General features: G+C 62.8%; 10 protein-coding genes. 8 read left to right on the top strand and 2 right to left on the bottom strand.

The annotated features are described in order from the left end of the window. The first annotated feature begins 101 nt into the window (after nucleotides 1-101). Nucleotides 102-2,408, top strand: coding sequence for an FdhF/YdeP family oxidoreductase (locus tag AC1RTP_RS16755; RefSeq protein ID WP_498608770.1), 2,307 nt, complete (start codon nucleotides 102-104; stop codon nucleotides 2,406-2,408). Here AC1RTP_RS16755 and AC1RTP_RS16750 read toward each other — a convergent pair. Together AC1RTP_RS16750 and AC1RTP_RS16745 are read right to left on the bottom strand one after the other, a co-directional pair. Next, entirely contained in the window at nucleotides 2,392-4,008 is a 1,617-nt protein-coding gene (locus AC1RTP_RS16750) for a sensor histidine kinase (RefSeq protein WP_498608769.1), read from the bottom strand. The genes AC1RTP_RS16755 and AC1RTP_RS16750 overlap by 17 nt on opposite strands. After that, on the bottom strand, nucleotides 4,005-4,754 hold the full coding sequence (locus AC1RTP_RS16745) for a substrate-binding periplasmic protein (RefSeq protein ID WP_498608768.1): 750 nt from the start codon (nucleotides 4,752-4,754) through the stop codon (nucleotides 4,005-4,007). The genes AC1RTP_RS16750 and AC1RTP_RS16745 overlap by 4 nt, the downstream gene beginning before the upstream one ends. A 232-nt stretch (nucleotides 4,755-4,986) precedes the next feature. On the opposite strand from AC1RTP_RS16745, the gene AC1RTP_RS16740 reads away from it, so the two are divergent. From AC1RTP_RS16740 to AC1RTP_RS16710, 7 genes are read left to right on the top strand one after another with little or no spacing between them, the layout of a single operon-like run. Beyond that, entirely contained in the window at nucleotides 4,987-5,253 is a 267-nt protein-coding gene (locus AC1RTP_RS16740; protein ID WP_498608767.1) for a DUF6916 family protein, read from the top strand. Between the two features lie 18 nt (nucleotides 5,254-5,271). Beyond that, complete coding sequence (locus AC1RTP_RS16735) at nucleotides 5,272-5,778, top strand: phage tail protein (protein WP_498608766.1); 507 nt, start codon at nucleotides 5,272-5,274, stop codon at nucleotides 5,776-5,778. 12 nt (nucleotides 5,779-5,790) lie between these two features. Continuing rightward, on the top strand, nucleotides 5,791-6,324 hold the full coding sequence (locus AC1RTP_RS16730) for a phage tail protein (RefSeq protein WP_498608765.1): 534 nt from the start codon (nucleotides 5,791-5,793) through the stop codon (nucleotides 6,322-6,324). 10 nt (nucleotides 6,325-6,334) lie between these two features. Continuing rightward, nucleotides 6,335-6,862 carry a phage tail protein gene (locus AC1RTP_RS16725; protein WP_498608764.1) on the top strand — a complete coding sequence of 176 codons (528 nt, stop codon included), beginning with the start codon at nucleotides 6,335-6,337 and terminating at the stop codon, nucleotides 6,860-6,862. After that, on the top strand, nucleotides 6,862-7,329 hold the full coding sequence (locus AC1RTP_RS16720; protein WP_498608763.1) for a GNAT family N-acetyltransferase: 468 nt from the start codon (nucleotides 6,862-6,864) through the stop codon (nucleotides 7,327-7,329). The genes AC1RTP_RS16725 and AC1RTP_RS16720 overlap by 1 nt, the downstream gene beginning before the upstream one ends. Then, complete coding sequence (locus AC1RTP_RS16715) at nucleotides 7,322-7,744, top strand: DUF6916 family protein (protein WP_498608762.1); 423 nt, start codon at nucleotides 7,322-7,324, stop codon at nucleotides 7,742-7,744. The genes AC1RTP_RS16720 and AC1RTP_RS16715 overlap by 8 nt, the downstream gene beginning before the upstream one ends. 9 nt (nucleotides 7,745-7,753) lie before the next feature. Beyond that, nucleotides 7,754-19,081 (top strand): YDG domain-containing protein, encoded by an 11,328-nt coding sequence (locus AC1RTP_RS16710; protein WP_498608761.1) that lies wholly within the window; start codon nucleotides 7,754-7,756, stop codon nucleotides 19,079-19,081. Nucleotides 19,082-19,099 lie beyond the last annotated feature (18 nt).

Genomic DNA, 19,099 nt, shown 5'->3' with positions numbered 1-19,099 from the left:
TGAACGCCTTCTCTCACCTTTTTCCCCTTCCCCCCACCTGACCCCGACTTTTAATATGTTAGGATCGCGGACTTACTAAGTTGTATAGACCGGAGTTCACCGTGCAGCATCCGATTCGCTTCTATGACAAACCCGCCGGCGGCCTTGGGTCGTTGCATGGTACGGCCAAGGCTTTGCGCAGTAATAGCGCCTTGCCGGCGTTGAAAGTATTGCCTCAGCTGAACCAGCCTGGCGGGGTCGATTGCCCTGGTTGCGCTTATCCGGATTCGCCAAAGGATAAGGCGGTCGATTTTTGCGAGCAGGGTGCTTGGGCAATTGCGCATGAATCAACTTTGCGCCGTGCGACGCCGGAGTTCTTTGCGGCGAATCCGCTGTCTGCGCTGCGCACGCGTGCGGAGTGGGAGCTGGAGGGTTTTGGTCGCTTGACTGCGCCTATGCTGTACGACGGCGCGAGCGATACTTATCGCGAAATCGAGTGGGAACATGCGTTCAAGCTGGCTGCGGGGGCGCTGCGTGCGTTGGAAGCTCCGAGCCGTGCGGTGTTTTACGCCTCTGGCCGCAGCAGCAATGAGGCGGCTTTTCCTTACCAGTTGTTTGCGCGCGCTTTTGGCACCAATAATATGCCGGACTCGTCGAACTATTGCCACGAGTCTTCCGGCATGGCGCTGGGCGCTACGCTGGGAGTGGGCAAGGCGACCATCACGCGAGAGGATTTCGAGCATGCGGATGCGATCTTTGTCTTCGGCCAGAACCCGGCTACCAATCATCCGCGCATGCTGGGGGATTTGCGTGAGGCTGCGCTGCGCGGTTGCCGTATTGCGGCCTTCAATCCGATGCTGGAGCCGGGCCTGCGTGGTTTCGCCGATCCGCAGTCGCCGCTTGAAACGCTGACGGGGCGCGGCACGCGCATCGCGAATGAGTATTTCCAGGTGCGCGTTGGCGGCGACCTGGCGGCGATCACCGGTATCTGCAAGGCGGTGCTGGAGGCGGAGGATGTTGGCGGCAAGGTGTTGGACCGTGACTTCATCGCGCGTCATACCAGCGGCTTCGAGGACTTCGCGGCTGCCGTTCGTGCGCAGGCCTGGCCGCAGATCGTGCTCGATAGCGGTCTGCCGCGTGAGCAGATCGAGAGGGCGGCGGCGATGTATATCGCTTCCAACGCCACCGTCGCCACCTGGTGCATGGGCCTGACCCAGCATGAGTATGCGATCGAAACCATCCAGATGCTGGTCAACCTGATGCTCTTGCGAGGTAACGTGGGTAAGCCTGGCGCTGGCCTGATGCCGGTGCGCGGCCACTCGAATGTGCAGGGCGACCGCACCGTGGGCGTGACCAACCGGCCGAAGAAGGAGTGGCTGGAAGGGCTGGAGCGTGTGTTCGGTTTTGCGCCGCCTGCGGAGCACGGGCTTGACGCGGTGGCTGCCATCAACGGCATCATGGATGGATCGGTGCATGCATTCCTTGGCCTGGGCGGTAATTTCGCCGTCGCCGGTCCGGACACGCCGCGCGTGCTGGAGGCGATGGAGAAGCTGCAGTTGACAGTGCACATCGCGACCAAATTGAACCGCACCCACCTGCATCCGGGGGGCGTCGGCCTGCTGCTGCCTTGCCTTAGCCGTACTGAGCGCGATGAGCAGGAGGGCGGCCGCCAGTTCGTCAGCGTGGAGGACACCGCCAGCATGGTGCACGCTTCGTCCGGACGTGGTGAGCCGGCCAGCGCCAAGCTGCGCTCCGAGCCGCATATCGTGACCGAACTGGCGCGCCATACTTTGGGCGAGGGCTCGCGTACAGCCGGCATCGACTGGCAAGGCATGGGCCGCGATTACAGCGTGACGCGTAGCTTGATTGAACAGGTTGCGCAGACTGCGGTGGCGGGCTTCGAGCAATACAACCAGCGCATTACGGAGCCGCGCGGCTTCCATCTGCCGAACAGTGCGCGTAACCGCGATTGGCGCACCGCCAGCGGAAAGGCGCAGTTCACCGCTATTGAACTGCCGCGGGACACCATCATGGGTCGCGCCCGCGCCGCTTTTGGCGAGGACGTGCTGTGCCTGGCCACCGTGCGTGCGCACCGCCAGTACAACACCACCGTTTACCGCGACACCACAGGTGAAGTGGACCGCTACCGCGGTGTGCACCACACGCGCAAGGTGCTGTTCATTTCCGCCGCAACCATGGCGCGCCTTGGCCTGCGCGACGGCCAACTGGTCGATGTCCACGCTGCTGCGCCGGACGGCATCGCGCGCCAGTGCAATGGCTACCAGCTGGTGAAGTACGATGTGCCGGATGGCGATGTCTTCGGCTACTTCCCTGAATTGACGCCCTTGATTTCTCCGGCCCTGGTGGCGCGCGGTTCACTGACGCCAGCGTTCAAGGAAGTGCCGGTGCTGCTCAAGCCTGCGGAATAATCGGCTCTTCGTGGTGCATCGGCGCGTCCAGCGGGATGGTGAGCCGGATGGTCGTGCCGACGCCAGGCATGCTGTCGACGTGGATCTTGCCGCCCAGGATGGTGGTGACGATGTTGTGCACGATATTCAGCCCGAGGCCTGAACTTCCTTCGCTCATGCGGGTGGTGAAGAAGGGGTCGAAAATGCGATTGAGGTGGGAGGAGGCGATGCCCGCTCCATCGTCGCTGATGATGATGTCGGCATGGTCGCCGGTTGGAACCGGCACGGTGATCGACAGCCGGCCGTGGCTGCGGCCGTGGAAGCCGTGCAAGATGGCATTGTTCACCAGGGCTGACAGCACCTGTCCCAGCGGGCCAGGATAGCTGTCCATCGCCACCAGCTGTGGCACGTCCACCTGCACTTGATAAGGCAGTTTGCGGAAGGTGGGCGCCATGGTGTCCATATTTTCCTGGATTACGGCGCCCAGGTCGAACCTGCGGCGCTGGGAGCTGGCGCGATCCACCGCAACCTGCTTGAAGCTCGATACCAGGCCTGCGGCGCGCTCGATGTTCCTTGATAGCAGTTCGCTGATGCCGTTGGCATCGTCGATGAATTTGCGCAGGTCGGAGCGGCGCAAACCTGCTTCGAACGTTTCGTCCAGCGCGCGCACCTTGTCGTGCAGCGTGCTGGCGGCAACCAGGCCGTTGCCTATAGGCGTATTCAGTTCATGTGCGACGCCAGCGACCATGGAGCCCAGCGCCGCCAGGCGCTCGCTGCGCGCCAGTTCGTCTTGCGCGTGGCGCACCGCTTCCGTGCGCTCTGCCACGCGCCGTTCCAGCGTCTCATTGAGCGCGGCCAGTTCCTCGTAGAGCACGGCCTTCTCGGACAGGCCGGCCAGGATATTTTCGCGCATCTCGTTGATCTTGTCGGCCAGCAGATCCAGCTCCGTATTGCCGCCATGGCGCAGTAGGAGAGGTTCCTTGCTCATGTTTCCGATATTCAGGTGACCCACGTAATCGGCCAGTTGGTGCAGGGGCTTGCCCAGCAAGCGCCGCACCACGAACAGGAAGATGAACCAGAGGGCCAAAGTCTTGATGACCGAGTTGACCACGATCAGGAAGAAGCCATATTCGACCTGGCGGATCACGATGCGGCGGTTCGAATACACGGTCCATTTGCCGATGTCCTGGGTGCCGCCGTTTTCCAGCTTGTACGTGATGGGGAATTGCCGGCTGAAGATTTCGCCCAGCAGGCCGTCCTCGCGCAATGGCGGCGCGAGGCGCCCGTCGTGCTGCACTTGCATATGCTGACCGCGCTCGTCGAGTACCGTGCCGACCGCGCGTACCAGCTTGCCCTGGTCGTCCACCACTTTGATGCCTACCACGATCGGCAGTTCCTTCATGCCGGAAAGGATGCCGCGCATGATGTCGTCGTTGAAGCGCCACATGGCGTCTGCGATGCCGGGACCAAAGGTGCTCTGCATGGCCTCGATCTCGCTCTCGACCCGGGTGCGGGTGTGCTTGTACTCCGCCGCCAGCTGGATGACTGTCACCAGCACCGTGACGATGAAATAGCAGCCGAAGATGATGCGCAGCAGGCGGGCGGCGATGGAGCGGGTCATTTGAACCACCGCTCTTCGATTTCCTTGTAGCGCGGCGATTTGCGCAGTGCGGCGTAACCTTCGTTGAAGCGCGCCAGCATTGCTGCACTGCCGGGCGCATTCCTGCTGAATGCAATGAACAGGTCAGGCGTGGCGACGGTGCCTACCAGGGCGAAGTGGCGACCGAATTCTTCCGGCTTGCTGCGAAACAGGCTGTTGGCAATGCGCTCCTCGGCCGCCATGTATTCGATGCGCCCGGCCATCAGCATGCGGAAGCCATATTCGTTCTTGTCGACCGTCCAGCGCCGGATCCGCGTATTGATGTCGAATTCTTCGCCATATTCGTAGTCGCGCTGCACACCGACGGTATGCCCCTCCAGGTCTTTTGCGCGCAAGCCTCGCTGGCGCGAATCGGCGCGCGCATAGATATTCATATGCGTGGAAAACAGGGGGAGCTGCGGCCATCGGTAGTAAGGCCTGATCAGGCTATTGGGCACAGCGTCAAAGCAAGCCATCAACCGCCCGGCGCGCGTTTCGGCCATGCAGCGCGAGTAGGGGAGTGCCCGGAATTGCACCGTGATGCCGCGCAGGGCATACGCCTCGCGTACCACGTCGACGGCAAATCCCACGGGTTGCCCATGCGGCGCCGATGAATACGGCGCCCAGTCGTCTTCCGCACCGATGATCAACGCCGGACCGGCCCAGGCGCGCAGCGAGGGCACGGCAAACAGGACGATGAATTGCAGGATATGGGATAGACGGCACATTCGGATGGGCACCGCGCAAGGCTGCATGTTGAAAAGTATAAACTTTTCGTTGACTTGCGTTTAACTATTTGAAGTCGCTGTTGTTGCGGAACCATAGGCCGCCAACGTGCCAGGAATTATTCGAAAATAAAGTGTTGAAATTCCAGATTTGTTGTAAAAACGTAATTCAGGTTAAGGAAAAAACATCGTAGAATGTTCAATTTTTCAACAATAGAATGATTGCAGGTTTGCCTTGTCAACAAATGTAACCTACTTCCAGTTACGCCTCGGGGCCGAGTTTTCCATTGCCTGCACGGAGGTGACTTTAGTGCTGACCGAAGTGGCGGAATCGGCAAACCCGCAGGCTTTTTCCTTGACGTTCCAGGGCCCGTCCGCGCCCCAGTTCGAGCAGCAAACCGTGGTGCTGGAGCGCGCCGGCGACGAGCCGTTGGCCATTTTCATTGTGCCGTTCGCCCGCAACACGGACGGTGTGCAGTACCACGCAGTGTTCAATAACTGACCCCCACCAGGAGTTCCGATGACAACCCCATACCTGGGCGAGATCAAACTCGTCTCGTTCAATTTTGCCCCTAAGGGCTGGGCCCTCTGCAATGGCCAGTACTTGCCGATCAACCAGAATCAGGCCCTGTTCTCCCTGCTGGGAACCACTTACGGCGGCAACGGCCAGACCACGTTCGCCTTGCCGGACCTGCGCGGCCGCATGCCGCTGCACTCCGGCTACGACGTCAACCTGGGCGAATCGAGCGGTGCGTTTACGCATACCCTGTCGGTGAACGAGATGGGGCGCCACACGCACCGTGCTAATGCCAGTATTGCCCAGGCAAACCTCGCGGATCCGACGGGTGCACTGCTGGCGCGCAAAGGCCGCCTGACCGCCGATAACTTCAACGGCACGCCGAATACCACCCTGGTGGCGAACCAGGTGACGAATGTCGGCGGCTCGCAGCCGCACGAAAATACCCAACCCTGCCTGGCGATGTATTTCGTGATCGCGCTGCAGGGCGTTTTCCCTTCCCAGAACTGAACGGAGTAGAGCATGTCTGATTGTTATGTAGGCGAGATCCGCATGTTTGCCGGTAATTTCGCGCCGGCCGGCTGGGCGTTTTGCGAAGGGCAGTTGATGCCGATTTCGGAAAACGAGACCTTGTTCCAACTGATTGGTACGACCTATGGCGGCGATGGCCAGGAAACCTTCGCGCTGCCCGACCTGCGCGGCCGTGTGCCAGTGCATAGCGGCACCCACCCGCCGTCGGGCCGCACTTTCACGTTCGGCGAGCAGGCCGGCGTAGAAACCGTGACGCTGACGGCGCAGCAGATTCCAAGCCACACCCACCTGATCACGGCCAGCGCCGATCGCGGCACTGCCGCCTTCACCAATACCACCGGCTATCCGGCGGCTACGGCGGTTGCCGGAACGGCGATTTACGGCACCACCAACGGCGGCGTTGTGGCAATGGCGGCTAACGCTGTTTCCTCGGCCGGCGGTTCGCAACCTCACGAAAACATGGCGCCGTACATTTGCGTCAATTTCATTATTAGCCTGTTCGGCGTGTTCCCGAGCCAAACCTGAGGAGATCCCGATGAGCTCACCATTTGTAGCGGAAATCCGCATCTTCCCGACCAACTTTGCGCCGACCGGCTGGGCGCGTTGCGACGGCCAAATCCTGCCTATCTCGCAAAACACGGCGCTGTTTTCCTTGCTCGGCACGACCTACGGCGGCGACGGCAAAAGCACCTTTGCCTTGCCGGACCTGAATGGCCGCGCGCCTATCCATCCGGGCCAGGGTCCGGGCCTGTCCCTCTATGACCTGGGGCAGACCGGCGGCAGCAAAACCGTCAGCCTGGACGAGTCGCAGATTCCGTGGCATACGCACCAGCTGCAGGCCACCAACGTGCAAGGCGACTCGCTGGCGCCTAGTCCTTCGGTGGGCTTTGCCAAGAACACCCAGGTCAACCAGGCCTTCAGCAAGACCGTCGCCGGCGCGCAGATGATGCGGCCGGAAGTCTTGCAAAACAGCGGAGCCGGGCTGCCGCACAACAACCGCCAGCCTTACCTGGGACTGTTGTTCTGCATCGCCCTGCAAGGCGTGTTCCCGCCGCGCGGCTGATGGAAACCACGCTGCGCGCTGAAACCGGAGCGGACCGCGAGTTCTTGCGCGGCCTGTTCGACCAGGTGCGCGCGCAGGAATTTGCCGGCCTGGACCCGGCGCTGCTGCGCCCTTTGCTCGACATGCAGTACATGGCGCAGCAGCAGTCTTACCGCCAGGCCTATCCGGACGCCCGCTTCGAGGTCATCGAAGTGGACGGCCTGCCTGCCGGGCGGCAGGTCGTAGCGCAGTCGGGCGACGCCCTGCATCTGGTCGACGTTGCCTTGCTGGCGCAATGGCGCGGGCAGGGCATCGGCGGCGCACTGTTGCGCAAGCTGCAGCAGGAAGCGGCCGGTGCAGGTTTGCCGCTGCACTTACAGGTAGCACTCAATAATCCGGCCGAGGCGCTGTATCGCCGCCTGGGCTTCAAAGAAACTGGGATGTCCGGCATGCACCGGGCAATGGAATGGGAGAACGATAATGACTGAACGAGTGACTTCGCGACGCACCGTGCTGAAAGCCGGCAGCGGTTCGCTGCTGGTGGCGGGACTGGGTATTGCGCCGGCCGGGGAGGCGGCTGCGGCCACCAAAAACGCCGCTGATTTTGCCTGGAGCCGAGCCGCTGCTCAGCGCCTGGTCGGCCAGGCATTCTGGCTGAACCATCCGGAGTACCGCGCGCTGCAAATCAAGCTGGAAGCGGTACAGGTATCCAAGCTGGCCCCTCACGGCGCCGAAACCAGGCAATTCACGGTGGTGTTCTCCGCCGCCGCGCAACCGGTCATCAAGGCCGGCAGCTACGAAATCGAAAATGAAGCGACGGGACGCCAGCTGGTGTTCCTGCAGCCGGGTGCCCGCCAGGGCGCACGTATCACGCTGCGCGCCGACTTCAACTTGCACGTCTAAGGAAACACAATGCACAAACACGCCTCCGCCAACCGCTTCTATCGTCTCGTCTGGAGCACGGTGCACCGCTGCTGGGTGGCAGTAGCCGAAGGAACGCGCAGCCATGGCAAGGGCGGCGCGCGCCGCCGCGCCGCGGCCGTACTGGCCGGTAGCCTGGCCGCGAGCACCGCCGTCGCGGGAGGAGCACCGCCATCGAATGCACTGCCGACCGGCATGCAGGTGGTCGCGGGCCAGGCGGGCGTGAATGTGCAGGGCAATAACATGACTGTCAGCCAGGCTACGCAACAAGCGATCCTGAACTGGCAGGGCTTCAACGTTGGCGCAGACGCGCAGGTGCGCTTCAACCAGCCGAATGCATCGGCGGTGGCGTTGAACCGCGTGGTGGGTGGCGGCGCCAGCGAAATCTTCGGCAAGCTTTCATCGAACGGCAAAGTCTTCCTGGTCAATCCGCAGGGCGTGCTGTTTGGCGCCGGCGCTCAGGTGGACGTGGGCGGTCTGGTGGCCACCAGCCTTGGCATCAGCGACCAGGACTTCCTGGCCGGCAGCTACCGCTTCAGCGGCAATGGCGCCGGCGCTGTGCGCAATGAGGGCAACATCAACGCCAATGGCGGCGTGGTGGCCCTGCTGGCGCCTGCCGTGTCGAACAGCGGAAATATCACGGCGCCTAATGGCAGCGTGGCGCTGGCGGCCGGCAATGCGGTCGGCCTGGACTTCCGCGGCGACGGCCTGATCACGGTACGCGTGGAGCAGGGCGCGCTCGATGCATTGGTTGAGAACAAGGGCTTGCTGCAAGCCGATGGCGGCCAGGTGCTCCTGACTGCGAAGGCGGCCGATGCGCTGGCCCGTTCCACCGTCAATAATGCAGGCGTCGTGCAAGCGCGCGGGCTGGTGGCCGACGGCGGCAAGATCGTCCTGGTGGGCGACGGCCTGGTGCAGTCCGGCCAGCTCGATGCTTCTTCGGCTAAAGGCCAGGGCGGCAGCGTGGGCGTGGAAGGCGGCTTTGTCTCGCTGGGCGGCGCGGTGCGCGCCGACGGCCAGCGTGGGGGCAGCATTGACGTGAAAGCGAAAGGCGATCTGTCGGCTGCATCGGCGCTGTCGGCGTCCGGTACTGCAGGCAAGGGCGGCAGCATTGCGCTCTCCGCCGGCGCCACGCTGGCGGAAAACAATGTGGCATCGGCCAGCGTGGCCGGCGCCACTGACGGCGGCGCCATGTCGCTGCAAGCTGGCGGCAGCCTGCTGTCCTCCGGCCAGCACGACGCCAATGGCGTTGCGGGGCAGGGCGGCCGCGTCGATATCAGCGGCGCCGATGTGCGCCTGATGGGCGCAAAGGTTGATGCTTCCGGCGCTACCCAGGGCGGCCTGGTGCGCGTAGGCGGCGCCTTCCAGGGTGGCGCCCAGCGCGCGGACGCGCCGGATGCCGACCGTTTCACTGCGCGTTGGGGCGCAACGGCGAGTATCGCCAACGCAGATGCGACCTTCATCAACGACAGCTCGGTGATCGACGTTTCGGCGCGCGGCGCCGCTGGCCAGGGCGGCACCGCCATCATCTGGTCGCAGAAGCAGACCACCATGCTGGGCGCGCTCAAGGCCACCGGTGCTGCCAGCGGCGGCACGGTGGAAATCTCTGCGCACGAGCAATTGCGCCACGTCGGCCTGGAACGCCTTGCGATCGGCGCCGGCGGCAGGCTGCTGCTCGATCCGAAAGACATCGTGATCGGCGACTTCACCAACCAGTGGACGTACGACGCCATCATCGGCAAGGGCTTCACCGGCGGTAAGAATGTGGACGTGTCGAGCCTGAAAGATGGCGAAGGTTTCGGCTATAGCGTGGCGCTGACCTCCGACGGCAAAGGCATGGCGGTGGGCGCGCCTTACAACGAGGGCACTACATCCCCGGCGACCAACAACTACGGAGCTGTTCGCCTGTTCACGTTCACCGACGGCCAGTTTGGCGGCGGTGCGCTGGTGGGTACCATCGGCTACGGCTACACCGGTGGCAACAACTACAGCATGACCGGGCACCTGGGCGGCGCCGACATGTTCGGCAGCTCCGTCGCGTTGAACAGCAACGGCACCGTGATGGCTGTAGGCGCCTTGGGCACGGAACGCGTCTATACCTTCGGCTTCAACACGGGCTTTACGGCGCCGGTCTTGAACCAGACCCTGACCAGCCATAACGGTGCGGGCACCGGCTTCGGTGTGGCGGTTGCGCTGAACGGCGTCGGCGATAAGCTGGCGGTGGGCGCATTTGCGAACAACAGCGTTGAGTTCTACAGCAAGAGCGCTACATTCGGCTACCTGTCGACGCTCTCTGGCGGCAATGCTCCGGAGTCGCAGTTTGGCACCGCCTTGGCGCTTAACGATGCAGGTACCCAGCTGGCTGTCGGCGCGCCTGGCGAAGACTCGGGCCGCGGCGCGGTTTACCTGTACACGACGCCGTTCGGAACCGCTACCCTCAAGGGCAAAATTGGCCTTGGCGGCGACTGGATGAACATCGCTTTGAATGAAAGCGAATTGTTCGGTTCCTCGTTGGCGATCAACGACGCGGGCACTCGCCTTGCGGTAGGCGCGCCGGGCAACGGCGGCCTTGGCAACACGGCTCCCGGCCCAGGTGCGGTACGCATCTTCGACTACACCGGCGACTTTGCGGGGATGAATATTTCCGCCATCATCGGCCGTGATTACACGCAAGGCGTGAACGCCAGCCTGGATAACTCCGATTTCGGCAACTTCGGTTTTGCCCTTGCCATGAATGGCGCGGGCGATGCGCTGGTGGTTGCCCAGCCGTTTGAAAATTCCGCTGATGGCAACACGGTCGCCAGCGGCACCATGAGCATGTTCCGCCTGCTGCCGGCGCCAACCGCAGGCAGCCTGGCGTTCGACCAGGCTTACCCGAAAAATCTGGTGAACGCTTCGGTTGACGCGCAAAAGCTGGCCGCAGCGCTGGCCAGCGGCACCGATATCACGCTGCAGGCAAACAATGACATCACCTGGCAGGCGGGCAGCGCTATCAACGCTTCCGCCGGCAATGGCAACCTGACTTTGCAGGCAGGCCGCAGTGTCGCACTGAATTCCAGCGTCACCATGGGCGGCACGCTGGACGCGGTGGCGAACGCCGGCACCGCCGCTGGCGTGGTTGATGCGTATCGCAATAGCGGTGCAGCGACCATTACCGTTGCCAATGGCACGACCATTAATGCCGGCAACGTCAAGCTGAAGATCGATACCGGAACTGGCCAGAGCAATTCCGCTAGCGGAGATATCACTATCAATGGCACGGTGACCGGCAAGACCGTGAAGGTGACCAACCTGGGGCCGAGCGCGGGCAGCGATGTCGTGGTCGGGGCGAACGGCAAGCTGGTTGGCTCTGGCGGCGGGAATGTGGCGACGGTGGTCGTTGCAGTAGCTGGTGCAGGCAGCGGTACTTTCACGAACAATGCAGCCGTTAACACCGGCCTGAGTGGCGGGGCGTCCGGTTTCTACAACGTGTATGCGGATTCGCCCGTGACCACCACCGAAGGCATGATCGGCTACAGCAAGCTTTACAACCAGGCCTACAATCCGCAGGCAGCCGACTTCGCCGGCAACCGGTTCTTCTATGCATACCAGCCGACCCTGACCGTCACTGCGCAGAATTCGAGCAAGACTTATGACGGAACCAACGCACTGCCTTCGGTAACCTACAACGTCAACGGCTACATCGACGGCGATTCGAACAACCTCAGTGGTTCGGTTGGGGCTACGGGCTTTAACAAGGACGTCGGTGTCTATAACTATAACGTTGGTTCCCTCGCCAGCTCGCTTGGCTACAAAATCAATCTGGTCAGCGGCAACACGCTAACTGTGAGCAAACGTGCGCTGAGTGTGACTGCGACAGGCGTCGATAAGGTGTACGACGGCCTGCTGGGCGCCACCGTGACCACCGGCGACAACCGTATCGGCGGCGACGCACTGACGATCAGCCGCAGCGCATCGTTTAGCAACAAGGACGTAGGCACCGGCAAAACTGTCAGCGTAAGCAGCATTGCTATTTCCGGCGCGGATGCCGGTAACTATTCGCTGTCCAACACGACCGCCAGCACCACGGCCAATATCACCAAGCGTACGTTGAACGTCACGGCGACTGCCTCGAGCAAGGTGTATGACGGCGGATCCTTCGCTAACGTGACGCTCGGTAACGATCGAGTCGGCGGCGACGCGGTGTTTGTGTCGTCGGGCTCGACTTCGTTCGTGGACAAGAACGTGGGCAACGGCAAGAACGTTACAGCGACTGGTCTTTCTTTGTTCGGTTCCGACGCTGGCAACTACTCGCTGGCCTCGACGACTGCATCGACTACGGCCAATATTACCCAACGTCAGCTGACGGTTGGCCTGACTGCGTCAGACAAGGTGTACAACGGGGCAGTGGCGGCATCTGGCAGCTATACCGATAACCGCGTCTTGAACGACGTGCTGACCGTGTCGGGCAATGCGACCTTCGCGAACAAGAATGTTGGCAATGGCAAAACTGTTACGGCTACCGGTCTGTCCCTGTCCGGCACCGACGCCGGCAACTACTCGCTAGCCTCGACGACGGCTACCAGCTCCGCGGCCATTACGCCGCGCGCGTTGACGGTGACTGCTACCGGCAATAACAAGGTGTATGACGGTGGCACCGTCGCCACCGTGAACTTCGGCGATGACCGTGTGGCGGGCGATGCGCTGGGCTTGACCGGCACTGCTTCCTTCGGCACTAAGGATGCGGCCAATGGCAAAGCAATTTCCGTGAGCGGCATTGCGCTGTCCGGAGCAGATTCGGGCAACTATACGCTGGCGAACAATACGGCAGCGACAACGGGCAATATCGGGCAGCGTACCCTGATTGTGACGGCTACCGGCGTTAACAAGACTTACGATGGCGGTAATGCTGCCACCGTCAGCTTCAGCGACGACCGCGTGACCAATGATGTGCTGAGCGTTAGCGGCGGCGCATCGTTTGGTGACAAGAACGTGGGCACCAGCAAAGCGGTTTCCGTGACTGGCATTTCGCTGACGGGTGCGGATGCTGCCAACTACTCGCTGGCTTCGACAACGGCCACCAGCAGCGCCAATATCGCCGCGCGCAGCCTGACCGTGACCGCGACCGGTATCGATCGCGTTTATGACGGCGGCAACGTTGCCAGCATCACCTTCGGCGACAACCGTGTGGGCGGCGATACGCTGAACATCAGCGGCAATGCCTCCTTCGGTGACAAGAACGTTGGCGCCGGCAAGGCTGTCAGCGTGGGCGGCATCGCGCTCTCCGGCGCGGATGCGGGCAACTACTCGCTGACCGCTACCACTGCGGGCACCACCGCGAACATCACGCAGCGCACGCTGAACGTGAGCGCGACTGCCAGCAACAAGGTGTATGACGGCGGCGTGAACGCTACCGCGTCCCTCAGCGACGACCGTGTGATCGGTGATGTGTTCGCGGTAAACCAGTCGGGTGCGACGTTTGCGAATAAGAATGTCGGTACCGGCAAGACCGTGACGGCCAACGGCTTGTCGCTGTCTGGCGCGGATGCGGGTAACTACGCGTTGGGCGCGACTTCGGCGTCGACCACGGCCGATATTACCCCGCGTCAATTGACTGTGGGCCTGAGCGCCGCCGATAAAGTCTATGACGGCGCAGTGGCGGCGGCAGCCAGCTACTCCGATGACCGAGTCGTGAACGATGTCCTGACTGTTTCTGGCACTGCAACCTTCGGCGACAAGAACGTTGGCAGCGGCAAGACCGTGACGGCCAATGGCCTGTCGCTGTCTGGCGCGGATGCCAACAACTATTCGCTGGCATCGACCTCGGCCACCAGCACCGCGGCGATCACGCCGCGCAGCCTGGTGGTGACCGCTACTGGCAACAACAAGGTGTACGACGGCGGCAATGTTGCCTCCGTAAGCTTCAGCGACGACCGCGTGACCAATGATGTGCTGAGCGTTAGCGGCGGCGCCTCGTTCGGTGACAAGAACGTCGGCACGGGCAAGGCGGTTTCCGTGACCGGCATTTCGCTGACGGGTGCGGATGCTGGCAACTATTCGCTGGCTTCGTCGACGGCCTCCAGCAGCGCCGATATCACTGCGCGCAGCCTGACCGTGACGGCGACCGGTATCGATCGTGTGTACGACGGTGGCACGACTGCCACCGTGAATTTCGGTGATAACCGTGTGAACGGCGATGCGCTGAACATCAGCGGCAATGCCTCCTTCGGTGACAAGAACGTTGGCGCCGGCAAGGCTGTCAGCGTGGGCGGCATCGCGCTCTCCGGCGCGGATGCGGGCAACTACTCGCTGACCGCTACCACTGCGGGCACCACCGCGAACATCACGCAGCGCACGCTGAACGTGAGCGCGACTGCCAGCAACAAGGTGTATGACGGCGGCGTGAACGCTACCGCGTCCCTCAGCGACGACCGTGTGATCGGTGATGTGTTCGCGGTAAACCAGTCGGGTGCGACGTTTGCGAATAAGAATGTCGGTACCGGCAAGACCGTGACGGCCAACGGCTTGTCGCTGTCTGGCGCGGATGCGGGTAACTACGCGTTGGGCGCGACTTCGGCGTCGACCACGGCCGATATTACCCCACGTCAATTGACTGTGGGCCTGAGCGCCGCCGATAAAGTCTATGACGGCGCAGTGGCGGCGGCAGCCAGCTACTCCGATGACCGAGTCGTGAACGATGTCCTGACTGTTTCGGGCACTGCAACCTTCGGCGACAAGAACGTTGGCAGCGGCAAGACCGTGACGGCCAACGGCCTGTCGCTGTCTGGTGCGGATGCCAACAACTACTCGCTGGCTTCCACCACGGCGACCAGCACCGCGGCGATCACGCCGCGCAGCCTGGTGGTGACCGCTACTGGCAACAACAAGGTGTACGACGGCGGCAATATTGCCTCCGTAAGCTTCAGCGACGACCGCGTGACAAATGATGTGCTGAGCGTTAGCGGCGGCGCGTCGTTTGGCGACAAGAACGTGGGCACCGGAAAGACCGTTTCCGTGACCGGCATTTCGCTGACGGGTGCGGATGCTGGCAACTATTCGCTGGCTTCGACGACTGCCTCCAGCAGCGCCGATATTACTGCGCGAAGCCTGACCGTGACGGCGACCGGTATCGACCGCGTGTACGACGGCGGCAATACCGCCACAGTGAACTTCGGCGACGACCGTGTGGGTGGCGATACGCTGAACATCAGCGGCAATGCCTCCTTCGGTGACAAGAACGTTGGCGCCGGCAAGGCTGTCAGCGTGGGCGCCATCGTGCTCTCCGGCACAGACGCGGGTAACTACTCGCTGACCACTACCACTGCGGGCACCACCGCGAACATCACGCAGCGTACGCTGAACGTGAGCGCTACTGCCGGCAACAAGGTGTATGACGGCGGCGTGAACGCCACCGCGTCCCTCAGCGACGACCGTGTGAGCGGCGATGCGCTGGCAGTGAGCCAGTCCGGCGCTGCGTTTGCGGACAAGAATGTGGGTACCGGTAAGACCGTGACGGCCAACGGCTTGTCGCTGTCCGGGGCGGATGCGGCCAACTACGTGTTAGGTGCGGCTTCCGTGTCGACGACGGCCGACATCACCCCGCGTCAATTGACTGTTGGACTGACTTCGTCCGACAAGGTGTATGACGGTGCGCTGGCGGCAGCTGTTAGCTACACCGACAACCGCGTCGGCGGCGACGTGCTGGCCGTTTCGGGCAATGCGACCTTCGGCGACAAAAACGTTGGTGCTGGCAAGACCGTGACGGCAAACGGGCTGTCGCTGTCTGGTGCGGATGCAAACAACTACTCGCTGGCTTCCACCACGGCGACCAGCACCGCGGCGATCACGCCGCGCAGCCTGACCGTGACCGCAACCGGCGTTGACCGCGTGTACGACGGTGGCACCGCGGCCACCGTGAACTTCAGTGACAACCGTGTTGTGGGCGACGTGCTGGGCATCAGCGGCGGTGCATTGTTTGGCGACAAAAATGTGGGAACCGGCAAGACAGTTTCCGTCACTGGTATTACCTTGTCCGGCACGGATGCGGGCAACTACTCGCTGGCATCGACCTCGGCCGCCAGCAGCGCTGACATCACCGCGCGCAGCCTGAATGTGACCGCGACCGGTATCGACCGCGTGTACGACGGCGGCACTGCAGCAAGTGTGACGTTCGGCGATAACCGTGTGAACGGCGATGCGCTGAGCATCAGCGGCAACGCATCGTTTGGTAGCAAGGATGCCGGCAATGGCAAGGCTGTCAGCGTCGGCAGTATTGCGCTGTCCGGCGCGGATGCTGGCAACTACTCGCTGGCGTCAAGCACCGCAGGCGCCACCGCCAACATCACCCAGCGCACGCTGAACGTGAACGCGACCGCAGCGAACAAAGTCTATGACGGCGGCGTGAACGCTATTGCGTCCCTCAGCGACGATCGCGTAAGTGGCGATACGCTGACGGTGAACAAGGCCAGCTCAGTGTTCGCGGACAAGAACGTGGGCACCGGCAAAACCGTGACGGCCAATGGTCTGTCGCTGTCGGGCGCAGATGCGGGCAACTACGTGTTGGGCGCGGCTTCGGCGTCGACCACAGCCGACATTACCGCGCGTCAGCTGACTGTGGGCCTGACTGCATCCGATAAGGTGTACGACGGTGCCGTGGCGGCGGCTGCCAGCTTTACCGATAACCGTGTCGGCGGCGATGTGCTGGCTGTATCGGGCAACGCAAGCTTCGCCGACAAGAATGTTGGCAATGGCAAGACTGTGACGGCCAATGGCCTGGCGCTGTCGGGCGCCGATGCAAACAACTACTCGCTGGCTTCGACCACGGCCACCAGCACTGCGGCGATCACGCCGCGCGCGCTGACGGTAACGGCAATCGGCCAGAACAAGGTATATGACGGCGGCACTTCCGCTAGCGTGAACTTCGGCGACAATCGCGTGGCTGGCGACGTGCTGGGTATCAGCGGCGGCGCATCGTTCGGCGACAAGAACGTCGGCACGGGTAAAGCGGTTTCCGTGACCGGGATTACCCTGTCTGGCGCAGATGCCGGCAACTACTCGCTGGCATCCAGCTCGGCTGCGGGCAGCGCTAACATTACGGCGCGCAGCCTGACTGTGACCGCGACCGGTATCGACCGCGTATACGACGGCGGCACTGCTGCCAGCGTGAACTTCGGCGACAACCGTGTGATCGGCGATACGCTGACCGTCGGCGGCAATGCATCGTTTGGCGACAAGAACGCCGGCAACGGCAAGGCTGTCAGCGTGGGCGGCATTGCGCTGTCCGGCGCGGATGCAGGCAACTATTCGCTGACCGCGACGACTGCCGGCGCCACTGCCAACATCACCAAGCGCGCACTGAACGTGAGCGCAATCGCCGCAAACAAGGTGTATGACGGTGGTGTGAACGCCAACGCGTCCCTGAGCGACAACCGTGTGAGCGGTGACACGCTGACGGTGAGCCAGGCTGGCGCCGTGTTTGTGGACAAGAATGCCGGCACCAGCAAGAACGTGCAGGTAAGCGGACTGTCCCTGTCGGGTGCAGACGCAAGCAACTACACGCTGGGTGCAACTTCGGCGTCGGCAACGGCCGACATCACGCGCCGTACCCTGACTGCAACCGCGACCGGCGCCGATAAGGTGTACGACGGCACGACCGCCGTCAACGTGAGCTACGCGGACAACCGCTTGGTGGGCGATACCGTCTCGGTGAGCGGCAATGCGGCCTTCGCGGATAAGAATGCCGGCAACGGCAAGGCAATCAACGTGACCGGCCTGGCGCTGTCCGGTGCGGATGCGGGCAATTACGTGCTGGCCAACACCAACGCCGGCGCGCAAGCCAACATGGCACGCCGCGCGCTGACGGTCACCGCAAACGGCAACACCAAGGTCTACGACGGCAACGCGGTGGCGGCTTTGAGCCTCGCGGACAACCGCGTCGCAGGCGATGCGCTGGCAGTGTCCGCAAACGGCAGCTTCTCCGACAAGAACGCGGGCAACAGCAAAGCGGTCACGGCTAACGGCATCACCGTTACCGGCGCCGATGCAGCCAACTACCAGCTGACTTCCACAACGGCAAGCGGTACCGGCACCATCACGCCACGTGCGCTGATCGCCAACGTGGCCGCTGCAGATAAGGTCTATGACGGCACGACCGGCGCTTCTGTGGTCCTGGTCGGCGATGACCGTGTGGCAGGCGACCAGTTGCAACTGACCGGCGGCGTTGGCAGTTTCGCCGATAAGAATGCGGGCAACGGCAAAGCGGTTGCGCTGTCCGGAGTCAGTGTAGGTGGGGCCGATGCCGGCAACTACGACGTTTCCATCGTCGCCAAGCAGACCGCCAACATCGCCAAGCGTGCACTCAATGTCAGCGCGACCGGTATCGATAAGGTGTATGACGGCTTGCAAGCGGCGCAGGTGTCGTTTGGCGACAACCGCGTGGCTGGCGATGTCCTGCAAGTGGCGGGCCTCGCGACCTTCGCTGACAAGAACGCTGGCAAGGACAAGGCGGTATCCGTCAATGAGCTGTCCCTGTCCGGTGCGGACGCGGGTAACTACGCGATCGGCAACGCTGGCGCCAGCACCAAGGCTTCGATCACGCCTAAGGCGCTGGAAGTCAAGGCGAACGACCAGGTGCGTGCCTATGGCGCCGCTAACCCTGCGCTGACCTGGACGTCCACCGGCTTCGTCGGCGGTGACTCGGCCGCGCTGTTGGACAGCGTGCAGATTGCCACCGGTGCGACTCGTGAATCGCCGGCTGGCGCCTACGCCATCAACATCGGCGGCAATAGCCTCGCCAACTACGCGGTGAGCTACGTCAATGCTGTGATGACCGTGCAGCGCGCACCGCAGGAAATCAACAACGCCATTGGCAATGCGGTGAACCCGGTCATGCCGGTGGTGCCGGTCGCGGCGGGACAGGGCGGTGCAGTAGGACCACAGCTTGCCAATGACGGCGGTACGCTGGTTCCGATGCCGGCGCCAATCGCACCGGTGATTTCCGAAGACGTTGCGGCCGGCCCGGCGAATCCGGTGAACCAGGGTAGCCTGGTGGCGTCGGTTAGCCCGGCAGTCCCGGGCAGCGCGGATGGTGCGTCTGCTTCGGTTAACCAGGCAAATCCGGATAGCTCGGCCACTCCTGCCGAACCAGCCCGCGTTGCAGCGAATGGTTCGACGGAGTCCGAGCAGCAGCCAGTGACACAGGCACAGGGGCCAGCGTCCGCTGGCCCGGCGCAGCCACAGCCCCAGTTGCGCGGTGGCGAAGTGCGTGAATACACGATTGGCGGCGGCAGCCGCGTGATGGTGCGTGACGGTGGCGTGAACACCGCCGGCGCTCCTAACTAATAAGAAGCAGGAATAAGC

This window comes from Pseudoduganella sp. GW821-FHT11H04 (assembly GCF_058807935.1).
This window is presented reverse-complemented; position numbering and strand designations above follow the sequence as displayed.